Here is a 13,985-nt window from a genome sequence, read left to right as displayed (position 1 = left end):
CCCCGGTTTCCAAAAAACGCAGGGGAAACCGGACGCTAGCGCGTGGCGGCTGATTTGATTGGTTCTCGATGCCCAGGGCTAGCTCCCGGCGTCCGACGCCAGCGGCAGTTTCTCGGCACCGCATTTCTCACACGTTCCCAGCAGACTGTGCCGAGTGGCATGGCAGCGGCTGCATTCTTCGTACAGCTGGGTATGGCAGGCCGGGCACCAGTAGGGACGGTCCCCGGCAGTACCTTCGCCGGAGCCAACCTCAAACCGGGCTTTGCGGATCGTACGGCGGGTCCAGGCCCGGAACTTCAAAGGCCCCCGCTGGATCGGAAATTCGCAGACTGGACAGAAGAAGGAGGCATAAGCCTCGCGGTACTGCTTGATCAACCAGTCCCGCTTGGGAAACGCCAGCATCCGCAGCAGATGGACGAGGATCCAAGCGACGATAATCAGCGAGATCGCGATCAGGATGTATTTGAAATATTCGGCAGGGAAATGCTCATGCATCACCATCAGCACTTTGAGCGAGATCGCACCACCAGCCGCATACATCATCGGCGCATAAAGACTTTCCTTATAGCGCAGAAAGAGCAACAGAATCACTATCAGTAGCGGCAGCAAGACGGCCAGCTTGAGTCCAGCGAGCTTGAGATTGTGGCTCTGCAGCCTCTCCTCAAATTCCTCCTGAATGGGCCCGCGAGCTTCGGCCAGGGCCTGCTCGCTGAGCCGTTTTTGTTCTCTCAGTGTTTGCCGCGTTTGCGTCAGTTCGGAAATTTGCGAGTTGAGCGCTTGATACTCGCGCTGATTCTCGAGAAAGAGCTGGAGATTGCTGGTCATCGCCGCCATCTCCTCCTCGGTCAACTCCGTCTCCTTTTCGATGCTCAGCCGCTGGATCTCAAGCAGCTGATTCACCGTTTGCTGCGAGTTGGCGATGCTGGCTCCGAGCAGACGCTGCTGTTCACTCAAATCGGCGATTTCCCGCTCGGCCTCGGCCAGCTGATCGGCCAGGTCTTCATCGGTCGTGAGCAGTTCCGGATCGAGCATCTGCGCCTCGAGCTCCCGGTACTGCGGGCCATCGATTCGGCCGATGTCGCGGAGAATGAACCCCAGCAACCAGTAGCAGAGCACGGCAAAGGTGAGGCTGAAAATCCAGATCAGCAACCGGTAACCGGCCGGGCCTCTCCGCTGTGGGGGAAGCGGGTTTTGAGACGGACGAGTGGGAGGCGTCGTCGACATAGCACGCAGCGGGGCAGCAGGGTGAGAAGCACGCGGCCCGCCCCGGGGTACAGGCGGCGGCGAGTCGCGACAGCAAGTGCCGTCAGCGCATTAGAGCCCTCGCCAACCCAAGAAGCGCGCAGGAGGGGTGAAAATTCCCACTCCACTCGCCCAGCGATTCGTCACCTAGTCGTTTAACGGCAAGCCGCAGGCGACTGCTCTTTAAAACACAGTCGCCTTCGGCTTGCCGTTAAACGACTCTTCACGAGCCGTTCTGCTGCGAACGAATCCAACGTGGCGATGTCCCCTCAGACCGGATGTTTGAGGATCTCTTCGACGATCCTCGCTTCCTGCCCGTCGACGAGGCTTCCCACGCCGGTCGGCTGCTGGAAATTCAGCGAGTTGTGATCGAGACCAAACAGGTGCAGCAGCGTGGCGTGGTAGTCGTAATGGTTGACGATGTCGCTGACCGCGCGGTGTCCGAGTTCGTCGGTCGCACCATGAATCTTACCACCCTCGATGCCACCGCCGGCGAGCCACATGCTGAACCCGTAGGTATTATGGTCGCGGCCAATATTCTTCTCGTTCTCGATCACCGGGAGCCGCCCCATCTCACCGCCCCAGTGGACGAGCGTCGTGTCGAGCAACCCACGCTCCTTCAAATCGGCAACGAGCGCCGCGGCGGGCTGATCGGTCTTGCCACACACGGCCGGCAGGAGTTTGCCAATGTTGCTGTGATGGTCCCAGGTTTGGTTCCCGGTATAGATCTGGACGAACCGCACTCCACGTTCGACCAATCGCCGCGCAATTAGGCAGCGGGAAGCGTAATCTTTGGTTTCCGGATTGTCGATGCCGTAACGCTTGAGCGTCGCCGCGGTTTCCTGCGAGAGATCGAGCGCTTCTTTCGCGCTCGTCTGCATCTTGGCAGCCAGCTCGTAGCTCTGGATGCGCGCTTCCAGATCGGTCTCGCCTGGGTTTTCCGCCAAATGCTCCTGGTTCAATTGCTGCAGGTAGGAGAGGAACCGTTCCTGCCGCCGCCCCGACACCGATGGGGGCGGGTCGAGGTTCAAGATTCGCGGTTCGGTGGGACGCACCACCGTCCCTTGGTAGATCGACGGCAACCAGCCATTGCGCCAGTTATCGACGCCGAGCACCGGTAGGCCTTTAGGGTCGCTGAGCACGACGAAGGCGGGCAGGTTATCCGCTTCGGAGCCGAGTGCGTAGGTCATCCACGAACCGAGCGAGGGCCGTCCCGCGGTGATCCGCCCGGTGTTCATGGCGTTGATCGATTGACCGTGGTTGTTCACCCCGGTGTGCATCGAGCGAATCATGCAGATATCGTCGGCGACGCTGCCGAGATTCGATACCAACTCGCTCAGCTCCATGCCGCTTTCGCCATACTTGGAAAACTTCCAAGGGCTGCCATACAGCTTCGAACTGGCTCCGGCCGCATTGTCATACTTGATCTCGCCGGTATAAGTCTTCATGTGCAGGCGAGACAGCTCGGGCTTGGGATCGAACAGATCGATGTGGCTCGGCCCGCCCTGCATGAACATCGAGATCATCGCCGTCGCCCGCGGCGGCCGCGGCGGCTTCTTGGGAGTCAGATCGTAGTGGACCGGTTCCAGCGGCGGCTGAGCGGGACCGGCAGCGCGAAGTGGTTCGCGCTGCAGCATCCAGGCCAGCGCGAGTCCGCCGAGCCCGAACGATTGCTGCATCAAAAAATGCCGCCGCGAATGTGGCTGGTGCGTCATGGCAGTCTTCACTCAATGTAAAGGAATCGGGTGCTGCAGAGCAGCGCCTGGCAGAGGTTCGTCAGAGACAGGCTGGCCGCCTTTCCCTCGGCCTCAGCGGCGGCCGCCGACTCGCCAGCATCACCGCCACCGAGGAACTGCACCCCGGAGGCGACCTCTTCGGGCGAGGGCTCCCGAGCGTAGGCCAATCGCCATGCCGCGCGGAGCTGAGCCTCCGGCTCGCTCCCCGCTTCCCGGACCACCCGCTCGGCCATCTTCGCCGCCTGCGCGACCAGAAACGGGCTGTTCATCATCAGCAGCGATTGCGGGGCGACGGTCGAGGAAACCCGCAGCTCGCAGTTCGGCGCCATCACCGGCGCGTCGAACGGCTCGAGCACCCCCAGCGGCATCGTGCGACGAACCTCCACATACACGCTGCGGCGGAACTCGTCTCCTCCAATATCGACATGCTTGCCGGTCGGCCTGCCCGCCGAATCGCGAGTGTCGACGGCGACCACGATTTGCCCCACTTCATCGGGAGCGACCGGCGAAGGCTTTCCATATACCTGGTGGACCAGTTGGCCGCTCGCCGAGAGCACCGCGTCGCGAATCGCTTCAGCCTCCAACCGCCGCACCGGCATCCGGCCCAGCAGTCGATTGTCGGGATCGACCGCGTCGTGCTCGGCGCGATGTCGCGATGTCTGGCGATAAGCGGTCGAGAGGACCATCATCCGCTGCAGCGGTTTCAGTCGCCAATCGCGGCGCATGAATTCGTCGGCCAAATAATCGAGCAACTCGGGATGGGACGGCGGTTCGCCAAGCACCCCAAAATCACCCGGCGTGGCAACGATCCCCCGCCCAAAGTGATGCATCCAAAAGCGGTTCATCAACACCCGCGCGACCAACGGATGCCGCCCGTCGGTCAGGTACTGTGCGTAGGCCAGTCGCCGCCCGGTGGTGGGGAGCTCGGGATCGTCGACTGGGATCGACACCTCCTCTCGGCCGAGAACCGTCAGCGGTCCTGGGACCACTTCGTCGCTCGGCTGATTGAAATCCCCCCGCACAAACACAAAGCTCTTCGGCACCTGGTTCGGGACTTCGGTCAGGCAGTGGACGAGATCTTCTTCCGGGCGGCGGCTTTCCACCTCCGCTCTCCGCTCGTCCCATTTCTTGTTGAAGCCTCTCAAGCGATCGGGCAAGTACAGATAGACCGTTCTCGGATTGACGTTCAAGAACGGGTATTCCTTGATCAACTTCTGCTGGGCATCGGTCCGTTCTTTGGGGTCGGTCTCGCGGGCCAACCGAGCGTCCGCCTGAAGCTCCTCTGGCAACTTGGCCAGCTCCCGTTCAAACGTCTCGGCAACGATCTTGTCGAGCTCTTGGCTGCGCTGCTCGTTGACCGCTTTGAGTTCTTTGGCAACCTCCGCAGCTCGGGCCCGCGTTTCGTCGGACCACAGCGAGATCAGTCGAGCGTTCGCAGTCCGCCAGTTCTTCGCGTCAAACGCCGGCTCGAAGAGGGCGCGGAACCGGTGGTAATCCTTCTGCGAGATCGGGTCATAGCGATGGTCGTGGCACTGGGCACAACCGACGGTCAGCCCGAGCATCGCGGTCGAAGCGATCTTGACCGTCTCGGCCAAGACGTCGTTGATCGCCGTGTTTTTGTCGGCAGCGCTGTCGCCAGTCCCATCGGGCGCCATGCGCAGAAAGCCGGTGCCGATCAGAGCCTCGGCCTGTTCGGGGGTCAGGTTCTTGTAGGGCGGCTCGGACAGCTCGTCGCCAGCAAGTTGTTCGACGATCAGTTCGCGCCAGGAACGATCGGCGTTCATCGCCCGGATCACATAGTCGCGATACCGCCACGCCCAGGGACGCGGAATATCCTTGGAGGTATATCCGTCGCTGTCCGCATAGCCGGCGACGTCCAGCCAGTGGCGTCCCCATCGCTCCCCGTAAGCCGGTGAGGCGAGCAGCCGATCGACCAGCTGCTCATACCAGTCCGGGGAGTTGTCGGCCATGATTCGCGCCAGCTCGTCCGGTTCCGGCGGGAGTCCAACCAGATCGAAGTAGAGCCGGCGAACCAACGTCGCACGATCGGCTTCCGGAGCGAAGCTGAGCTGCTCCGTTTCGAGTCGCGCGAGCAAAAAGGCATCGATCGGCGTGGAGAGCAACTCGGGGTGCTCGGTGGCCGGAATCTCGGGTCGCGCGATCGGCTGAAACGCCCAGTGGCTCCGCTCTTCCTCAGTGAACAACGCGGCTTCGGTGAACGTCTCCGGCTCCGGACGGGCCGTCGTCGCGCCGCTGTCGATCCAGGCGGCGATCGTTTCCAGTTCGGCCGCCGTCAGTTGCTTCTCCCCCGGAGGCATGTCCCCGTCGGCAATCCGCTGGTAGAGCAAGCTCGACTCGTGGTCCCCCGGCTCGATCGCGGCTCCCGAATCGCCCCCTTCGTGCAGCCAGCGAGCCAACCGCGTGTCGAGTCCCCCTTCGACATGGTCCGCTTCGCCGTGACAGTGCCAACAGTGGGCCTTGAGAATCGGCCGGACATCGGCTTCGAAAACCGGTGACGCCGAAGCGGAGGGGGGAACCGTTTCCGCCGCGGACAGAAAACCACAACCGGCGAACCAGAACAGGCAACAAAGCAGGCTTCGTGTATGCATCGTCCCGGAGGCTGGATAGAGGGAGGGGACTCTAGGCGGGAGTGCCGTGGCTCGCCAGCGACCGCGACGGAATGGCCCGGCTAAATCGCGAGGCCAGCGAAATCGCGTGCGGAAGAGCGCGCCGACACTGGGGGTGGGTACCTCCAGCATAATAGAAATCCGCCGAGACGACACCACCATTCTCCTCCCCCGCCCCGACGACAATGCCAGCGGGAGCCCGTGGGAGGTGAGGCTGCCTGGGAGGATCCGCCCCGTGGCATGGGAGATGCGTCCGTGGAGATACGTTCGCGTGCGCCGGCACGTTCGGCACGGCCCTGACATTTCGTCACGGCCCCCGAATCGTGCCGATCGCCACCACTTCTAATCGCAATCGCATCTCGAGGAGGGGCAATCATGCCTGAAGCGTGGAGCAAGAAAGACGAGCGGCAGTACGACCACATCAAGCAGAGCGAACTCGACCGCGATGTACCGGCCGATCGAGCAAAAGAGATCGCCGCCCGGAGCGTCAATAAACAGCGCCGCAAAGAAGGGCGGACTCCGAACCGCAAGACGCAGGGCACCGGGAATCCCAATCAGCGGCTTGAGGACCGGACGGTTGACGAGCTGCGAAACATAGCAGCAGAGATGCACATCCGCGGCCGCAGCAAGATGAAGAAAGCCGAGCTGGTCGACGCCGTCCGCGAACACCGTTAGGCCTGTCATCAGCCGCGGGTGAGCCGACGGCGCTAGCCGCGGGTGAGCCGACGGCGCTAGCCGCGGGTGAGCCGACGGCGCTAGCCGCGGGTTCTGCAGCGGTGATCCCGGGATCGAATGCCCGAGGCTAGCGCCTACGGCTCAAAGGATGAAACTCGGTATGCGGCTGATGTAACACCGCTTGCGGCAGAAGCGCTGCTTTCGCGGAGCGAAAGGCGACCAAACGATGCCCACTCCCGACGAAATTCGCGAGCGACTGCGGCTCTACTACGCCCATGACGCGGTGCGGGCTCGGATCGTCGAGTTCCTCGGGGGAACGTTCCTCGAGCAGGGAACCTGCGAATACGTACTCGGTTCGCCGACCGCCGCGTTTTCCACGGCGACTCCACGTCCGCGAAGTGCAGTGCTCGAATCGTTTGAGCAAGGCGAGGACATCGCTCGGGCGCTGTGGGATCACAAACGGCTGCTGGCCCATCTCGACGTGGAGTACGTCAACGGCGAATTCGTCGCTGAGCCCTACTTGGATCCGCGGCGGACTTTTCAGCTGCAGATTCCCGTCGTCCGAGCAATCGAAAAAATCTTGCTCGGCGTTGGGATCAGCCCCCTGCATCAGCTGACCGGTCGCGGGCACCATTTCGTCTGGAGCGTCGCCCAGGACTCGGACACCTTTCGCCGCTTGGCCGCGCTGGGACCGGTTTCCGAGGGAATGCTGCAGATGTACGCGCAGCCCCACCCACCCCACGGCCACGCGATCCGGGCGGAACTGGCCCGCGCCTTCGCTGGCTTGGGACTGCTGATGGAGTACCTCGCTCATCTCATCCAGCGGGAAGCGGGGGCGGAAACCCAGGTCCCGATCCAGCTGACCGATGTCGAGGTTGGTTCGGGTGAACGCGGCCGCGAGTCGATCGTGATCGACATTTCGGAGTATGCTGATCCGCTGCATACCCGAGTCATCCGCGTCCCCTTTAGCGTCTACTTGAAACCGCAGGGGATGGCTGGGGCACTCAGTGAGGAAATGATCCGGGCAGTGCCGCTGATGTTCCAGATCCCGATGTTCGAGATCAGCGAAACCGAAGCGATCGAGGTCATGCGATCGGCCGATCTAACCGCCGAGTTGGCCAGCCGCGCTGCGGTGCGGATCCCCGATCAATCGGGCCCGGTGGGGGTCTTGCTCGAACGCTATCAGAGCAGCCCGCTCGCCGCTTTTCACGGGCGGTTTTACTCGCAGGAGCAGCACCCGCCCGAACGGTGGCCGGAGACATACGATCGCTTGGACCTGCACGAGCTTCCCAACTGTGTCAGGGACATCCTCGAAAATCCGAACGACCGGCTGCTCAAACCGGCAGGTATCCAGTTGGTCGTCCGCGTTCTGATGGCACTCGGATGGCACCCTCGCCACGTCGCAGGTCTGATCCGCTCGAAATATGAGCGTGACTTCCACTGGGGCACCCGTTGGCTCCGCTACAACGCGGCCTGCCGGGCGGATGCGTACACGCGGCTGTTTGCCGGCCAAATCGCCACGGGCGCCGACAGCTTGATCGATTTCAACTGTGTCTCGAATCGCGAGAAAGGCTACTGTGGCCATCACAACTGTGAACACAATCTCGCCGATTACCGCGACTTGCTCTTGAGCAGGATATGAACCCATGAGCGATTGGGCCGTCGGACTCTCCACGGGATGTTTTTATCGAACCAGCATTTTCGACTGCCTCGATTCGATTCGAAACGCCGGTTTTGGACGGATCGAAGTCTGCTCCTATCCGCCGCACCTCGATTACCACGACCAAGCGGGAGTTCGCGAAGCCGCCAAGCGTCTCGACGATTTGGGACTGGAGGCCTATTCCTTCCACGCTCCCTTCGCCGAGGGCATCGACATTACATCTCCGAACCAACAGCAGCGGCAGGTGGCACGGGACGAGTTGATGCGAGCCTCCGATGCCGCCGCGGAGCTCGACGTCCGGCACTTCGTGATCCACCCCGGGCCTGAGAAAAGCGGACTGCCCCCGAGCGATCGCGTCGAGCGAATGTACAACGCGGTCGGAGTCCTGGAAGAAGTCTCGCGCAACTGCCGCCGGCAAGGCATGGCCCTCGTGCTGGAAAACATGCTCCCCCACTTGTTCTCCGGTCACGTCCGCGAGCTGCTGTGGATCCTCGGCGCCCTCGAAGAGACCAACGTCGGGATCTGCCTCGATACCGGCCACGCCCATCTCTCAGGCGACCTGCGAACCGTCGCTCATAAACTCTCGGGACACCTGTGGATGGTTCACGCCAGCGACAACCGGGGCAAGTACGACGACCACCTGCCGCCGGGCGACGGAGAAATCCGTTGGGACGCGCTCCTTCGACAGCTTCACAGCACCGGTTTTTCGGGCACCCTGATTCTGGAGATCGCAGGCGACGGCGACGCCCAGCACATCTTGGAAGGCGCCCGCCGGGCCCGGCGGTTCCTCCGCCGCATCGCCCGCGGGATCGGCCTGGAACAAGCCCCCGGAACGCTTCCCGGTTCATGAAGCTTCGTCCTGCCCAGAGTCGCCTTTCGCTCCGCGAAAGTAGCGTTCGCAAAGTCGCCTTTCGCTCCGCGAAAGTAGCGCTCGCAAAGTCTTAACCTTTCATTTCCCGATAGCCCTGAGGAACCGCTACTCTCGCGGAGCGAAAGGCAACGAAGGGTTATTCCGGCGCGGGTTCGGTCGACTCATAGAACCAGCCGACCGGCAGCGAGTGGAACCGCGCGGAGTATTGGCTGGATCCTGCGTCCTGATCCCAATAACTCATTACGGCTCGCCCGCCGACGAACGTCAGGCTCGTGTAGGCGTACGTGCGATCGCCGCGGCTCTGCAGGTTGCGAAGATGCTGCCATGATTTTCCCTCGTCCGAGGAAATCGCAGCGGTGAGCGGAGTGCGACGTCCCCCGTGCCCTTGGTCGGGATCATAGGTGTTGTTCCAGATCAACAGCAGATCGCCGGTCGCCGGCACGCGGCGGAGAGTGGCGGGTGCTTCCGGGGCTTGGAGCGGCAACGCGAATGGCTCGCTCCACGTATCCCCTCCGTCGCTCGAGTGGGCTGCGGCGATGATGCCGAGTTGTGTGCGTGCGATCATCATCACTCGACCGTCCCGCAGCTCGACCACTTCCGGCTCCATCGCTCCCCGCTTCGGTTGGTCCATCGAACCGCGGCCGCGACGCCACGTCTTCCCGTTGTCGTCCGAGAGCAGGCAGAACGAAACGAAGTGGTTCGACTTCGCCACGTCTTCGGTAAACGCGACCGGTCCCAGCAGCCGGCCGCTCGACAAGCGGGTGACCCGGTCGTTGTTCATCACGTGGTAGCCCGGCTCCTGGTTGACCTTGATCGGCTCCCCAAACGTCTTCGCTTCGTCTTCCGAAATGCGGAGGTACAGGTCGAGCGAACTCTTGCTATTTTTCACCAGGTAAAACATTCCGATCGGGCTGTCCCACTGATTCGGCGACCCCAAGCGACGGAGCGTGGCGCTCATTACGTTCATTTCGCCAACGTTTTCCTGCAACACGCGGGGAGCCGTCCAGGTGCGTCCGCCATCCTGCGACTGGCGACTGACAATTTTTGCTTTGGCAAAGTCGCTTCCATCGCCTTCAAACCGCGTGATTGCGAACAGCAGCGTGCCATCGGCCAGTTCGATGATCGATCCCTCGGTATTGCGAGGGTGCATCTCGTTCGCCTCGAAGATCAAATAACTCACCTCCGCATCTCGATCCACCGGCGGCTGTTGCAGTTCGAGCAGCGTTTGCGCCGCGCGGATGCGCGCATCGAGCTCCGGATCGTCGAGTTGCTCGACGAGCCGAGGCGCCAGCGAAGTCGCCCGGGCATCGCCAGCAAAAGTCGCCGCATAAGTGCGAATCGCCGCGTCCTCGGAGCTGAGATTTTCCGCCAGGGCATGCAGTCCCTCCGGATCGCCGAGCGCGGCCAGCGAATGCTCGATGAACGCCCGCGTCAGCGGCGTCTGCGCCCGCCCCAGCGCGGCTTTCAGCCGAGCGATGTCTTCGCTTTCGCCGACGCGGCCGAGCACCCAGGCGGCGATCCGCAAATCGTCGTCGGCTTCCGCATCGAGGGCGGCGCGGATCGTCGCCAGGGCTGCCGCGTTGCCTTGGCGAGCCAGCGCGGCGCTGGCCATCAACCGCAACGCGAGATTCTCCGACTGCTCCATCGCCCCCCGCAGCGCTTTCCCGTCGCCAACCTGGTCGACTTTGAAAAGACTCTCCGCCGCATGCGTGCGACCGCTCGATTCGGTGTCGGCGAGCGTCTCCAGCAAGACCCGCGTGTACCGTACTTCGCCAGCTCGCACCAATTCGCGAGCCAGGCCGCAGCGGCGTTGGGCGTCCGTTTCAGCGGCCAGTCGTTCCGCCAGCCCGTTCAGCAGCGACTCTCCGTGGCCACCTCGCGTGAGTCCTTCGGCAGCGTGCATCGCGGGCCAAAACTGGTCGCTTGCGAGTCCCTCGCGGAGGATCTCCAAACAACGCTGCTCCACCTCTTCCGGCAACGCGATCTGCTGCCACTCGCCGGTCTGTTCCATCTCGGACGAAGTCGGCCGCAGGACTTCGCGGAGGGCCGACTTGATCGCTTCCTCGCTGCCCGGGCCGGCCCACCGCCATCCGTGATTGAAGCCCTCGGCAAAAGCCAAAGCGGTTGGGACGTAACCGGGCCAGCATTCGCCGTATCCGATCGCCATCACGAACGAGTCGGGGCGCATCTGCTGGGCCATCACCTGATAGCCGACAAAAGCCTCGCCCGGCAGCAACACGATCTGTGCGAATCCGAAATCGACGCAGGGAAGATCGATCTTCTGCCCGGCGGCGATCCGCGCCCGGCTGCTCAGTCCCATCGCAGCGAGGATCCGCTCGGAGATCTCCTGCTCGTCGTCTTCCAAAATCTTGCGTAGCGACTGCTCGGTGAATTCCTCGCCTTCGTGAAAGGGCAAATCGAAGGTCGCGTTGCGAAAGCGGAGCTGTTCGACCGGATGTTTTTCGGTCGCCTCCCAGGCTCGGGCCATCGCTTCCCGCAAGCGGTCGGCCAGCATCCGGCGGCTGTCGCTCGTCCCCTCGTTGTACTTTCCTGCCACCACGTCACCGCTGCAGCCCGAGAGGTAGATTTGCGGCACGCCCGATTCCCGGCGGCGCTCCTCCCGCGCGATTCCGACGAAGTCGTAACTGACGCCCCCCCGCCCGTAATAACTCATCGGATGCACGGCGTAGTGGTTCACCGCCAGCAGCGGTTCATCGTCGCTCCAAAAGCTGAGCGTCTTGAGCATCGGATCGATCAGCCCCTCCGGCGCGTCGGCCTGGAACGGATTCGTGCCGCCGCTGCTGTACCGGCCATGGTCGACGCGCCCATCGAGATGCTCGAGGCGGCGGTTCGATGCGACTTTAATGACGCGGCTTTGGCCGACGCCGACATGGGTCACTCGCTTGGCCGTCGCCAATGAATTGCGGACGGCCTGCGAAACTCGCTCGAGACAATCCTGATGGAAGGCTCGGTCGTACAACTCGCCTTCAAGTCCCACTTCGTCGAGCAGTTGCTGAGCACCGCTGTCGATCACCGGGGCGTCGTGCTGGTGCAAGCTGCTGACCAGGACGCGTTCCCGCGAAGTTCCCGCCGCTTCGGCCAAGGCTTCCCGCCAAGCATCGTAGGCACCGTTGCGGATCTCGCACCAGTCAAACGCCGCGAGCACGATCGGTTGCCCTTCGCCGAGCAACACAAACCCGTGGACCTGCAGCGGATCGACGATTTTTGAAGCTTTGGCCGGGAGGATTCCCATACAGCGGTGACCGAGCGGAATCGTCACGTCGGCCGAGAACCGCGCCAAGCGAATCTCGCCGGCAGCGGCCGGTTCCGGAGACTGAGCCGCCGCGATGGATCCCCCCGTGAAGAGCGTTCCCAGGGCGATCGTCCCCAGCGCGATGACGAAACCCGAAGCGGCCAACGCGGCAAACAACGCGGTGGCCCCTAAACGATGAGCGAAGTGCAGCACGGCGGAATCCTCTGAGCAGTTCGGCGGAAGAGCTTCGATGCGATACAATCGTAGCCGATCGTGTGCACCTCCACCGGCAGCGAACGCGTCGCGACTTACAAATCGCCGCTCGCCCCCAGCGGGACGTGCCGAGGCTTCCCTCACAACCCTTTCGACAGGACTCCCACGGGTGAAAACGATGATTGCCAACGTGGATACCGGGCTGCTTCCCGAGGTTCAAGCGTTTCTCGACGGCAGCCCCTTGGCCAGCTTCGTCGGCGGCGAGAACGTGGAGTCGAGCGACGGCAGCACCTTCGCCACCTACGACCCGGGATCGATGAACAAGCTGGCCGATGTCGCCGAACTGCAAGCGGCCGACGTCGCTCGCGCCGTCGACGTGGCTGATGAAGCCTTTCGCACGGGCCCGTGGGCGAAGCTGCCTCCGAACGAGCGGAGCGCGCTGCTGCATCGCTTGGCCGACGAAGTCGAGAAACGGTTGCCGATCATCGCTCAGATCGAAGCCCTCGATGCAGGCAAGATCGAAGCCCAGGCGCAAGGGGACGTGCAGAATTTCATCGCCACGATGCGGTACTACGCCGATCTCGCCCAACACGTCAATCGCCGCACGACGCTGGCGGTCAAAGGGCACGAAGCCTGGACGGTCCGGCACCCCTGGGGACCGTGCGGATTTATCTTCCCCTGGAACTTTCCCTTGCTGCTGGTCGGCTGGGGAATCTCGCCAGCCTTGGCGGCGGGCAACACGGTGGTGATCAAGCCGGCCGAAGATACTCCCCTGTCGACGCTCTATTTAGCGCGGCTGGCAAAGGAAGTCGGGATTCCCGATGGGGTGATCAACGTCGTCACCGGGACCGGACCGGGTGCCGGCGCCGCACTCTCGTCAAATCCCAACATCAAGCGGATGTCGTTCACCGGCTCGCCGGAAGTCGGGCGGCTGGTCGCCGAGTCGTGCGGCCGCAACCTCGTTCCGGTCAAACTCGAACTCGGTGGCAAAGGCGCCGCCGTGGTGTTCGAGGACGTCGACATTGCGCAGACGGCCGAAAGGTTGGTCGGTGCGATCACCTTCCACACCGGCCAGGTCTGCTGCGATGCGACGCGGTGGTTGGTGCACAAGAACATCTACGACCGGTTCGTCAGCGAATGCGTCAATCGGCTCAAGGCCGTCCGCATCGGATACCAATTGAACGATGCGAGCCAGATGGGTCCGGTCGTCAGCCAGAAACAGCGCGAGCGCGTGCTGGGCTATCTCGAGCGAGGGCAATCCGAAGGAGCCGAGTGCTTGCTCGAAGGGGGCGCGGCTTCGGTCGATGGCTTCTCCGGCCACTACGTCAAACCGGCCCTGCTCGCCGGCTCGCTCGACAACGTGGCGGCCCGCGAGGAGATCTTTGGACCGGTCGCTTACCTGGCCCCGTTCAGCAGCGAAGACGAAGCGATCGAGCTGACCAATCGCACCGACTACGGGCTGGCCAACAGCGTCTGGTCGTCCGACCTCGGCCGCGCCGCGCGAGTGGCCGAAGCACTCTGCGCGGGCAACAGCTGGATCAACGCCCACAATGTCTTCGCTCAAGGCGTCCCCTATGCAGGGATCAACAAGAGCGGCATGGGCGGAGGCGTGCTCTCGGTCGAGACGCTGTTCGACTACTACCGCAGCCTCTCGGTCGTCCGCCCGCTGTAGCGCTATCAAGCCGCAGCCGCTGGGCGCCAGGCTCTG

8 protein-coding genes are annotated in these 13,985 nt (G+C 63.0%); 4 read left to right on the top strand and 4 right to left on the bottom strand.

All coding sequences use genetic code 11. The features are described from left to right. Positions 1-78: 78 nt before the first annotated feature. From GNK13_RS02350 to GNK13_RS02340, 3 genes are all read right to left on the bottom strand, one after another. On the bottom strand, positions 79-1,224 hold the full coding sequence (locus tag GNK13_RS02350) for a hypothetical protein (protein ID WP_164100833.1): 1,146 nt from the start codon (positions 1,222-1,224) through the stop codon (positions 79-81). A gap of 287 nt (positions 1,225-1,511) precedes the next feature. Continuing rightward, positions 1,512-2,957, bottom strand: a complete 1,446-nt coding sequence (locus GNK13_RS02345; protein ID WP_164100832.1) for a DUF1501 domain-containing protein — start codon at positions 2,955-2,957, stop codon at positions 1,512-1,514. An 8-nt stretch (positions 2,958-2,965) separates the two neighbouring features. Beyond that, positions 2,966-5,587 (bottom strand): DUF1553 domain-containing protein, encoded by a 2,622-nt coding sequence (locus tag GNK13_RS02340; RefSeq protein WP_164100831.1) that lies wholly within the window; start codon positions 5,585-5,587, stop codon positions 2,966-2,968. A 393-nt stretch (positions 5,588-5,980) separates the two neighbouring features. On the opposite strand from GNK13_RS02340, the gene GNK13_RS02335 reads away from it, so the two are divergent. The 3 genes from GNK13_RS02335 to GNK13_RS02325 all read left to right on the top strand — a co-directional run bounded on the left by GNK13_RS02335 (position 5,981) and on the right by GNK13_RS02325 (position 8,790). After that, positions 5,981-6,280 (top strand): Rho termination factor N-terminal domain-containing protein, encoded by a 300-nt coding sequence (locus tag GNK13_RS02335; protein ID WP_164100830.1) that lies wholly within the window; start codon positions 5,981-5,983, stop codon positions 6,278-6,280. Positions 6,281-6,506: 226 nt separating this feature from the next. Then, entirely contained in the window at positions 6,507-7,922 is a 1,416-nt protein-coding gene (locus GNK13_RS02330; protein WP_164100829.1) for a hypothetical protein, read from the top strand. Positions 7,923-7,926: 4 nt separating this feature from the next. Then, positions 7,927-8,790 (top strand): sugar phosphate isomerase/epimerase family protein, encoded by an 864-nt coding sequence (locus GNK13_RS02325; RefSeq protein WP_164100828.1) that lies wholly within the window; start codon positions 7,927-7,929, stop codon positions 8,788-8,790. 157 nt (positions 8,791-8,947) lie between these two features. Here the strand turns inward: GNK13_RS02325 and GNK13_RS02320 are convergent, their stop codons facing one another. Beyond that, positions 8,948-12,277, bottom strand: a complete 3,330-nt coding sequence (locus GNK13_RS02320) for a sialidase family protein (RefSeq protein WP_164100827.1) — start codon at positions 12,275-12,277, stop codon at positions 8,948-8,950. 178 nt (positions 12,278-12,455) lie between these two features. Between GNK13_RS02320 and GNK13_RS02315 the strand changes: the two genes are divergently transcribed. Beyond that, positions 12,456-13,949, top strand: a complete 1,494-nt coding sequence (locus GNK13_RS02315) for an aldehyde dehydrogenase family protein (protein ID WP_164100826.1) — start codon at positions 12,456-12,458, stop codon at positions 13,947-13,949. The last annotated feature ends 36 nt before the right edge of the window (positions 13,950-13,985 follow it).

The organism is Candidatus Laterigemmans baculatus, from assembly GCF_010367455.1.
Classification (GTDB): Bacteria; Planctomycetota; Planctomycetia; order Pirellulales; family Pirellulaceae; genus Laterigemmans; species Laterigemmans baculatus.
Note: the sequence above shows the minus strand (reverse complement) of the source record. Positions and strands in the feature narration are given on the sequence as shown.

Coding starts and splice junctions, on each gene's coding strand:
- GNK13_RS02350 (WP_164100833.1), bottom strand. CDS start 1,224: ATGTCGACGACGCCTCCCACTCGTCCGTCTCAAAACCCGCTTCCCCCA.
- GNK13_RS02345 (WP_164100832.1), bottom strand. CDS start 2,957: ATGACGCACCAGCCACATTCGCGGCGGCATTTTTTGATGCAGCAATCG.
- GNK13_RS02340 (WP_164100831.1), bottom strand. CDS start 5,587: ATGCATACACGAAGCCTGCTTTGTTGCCTGTTCTGGTTCGCCGGTTGT.
- GNK13_RS02335 (WP_164100830.1), top strand. CDS start 5,981: ATGCCTGAAGCGTGGAGCAAGAAAGACGAGCGGCAGTACGACCACATC.
- GNK13_RS02330 (WP_164100829.1), top strand. CDS start 6,507: ATGCCCACTCCCGACGAAATTCGCGAGCGACTGCGGCTCTACTACGCC.
- GNK13_RS02325 (WP_164100828.1), top strand. CDS start 7,927: ATGAGCGATTGGGCCGTCGGACTCTCCACGGGATGTTTTTATCGAACC.
- GNK13_RS02315 (WP_164100826.1), top strand. CDS start 12,456: ATGATTGCCAACGTGGATACCGGGCTGCTTCCCGAGGTTCAAGCGTTT.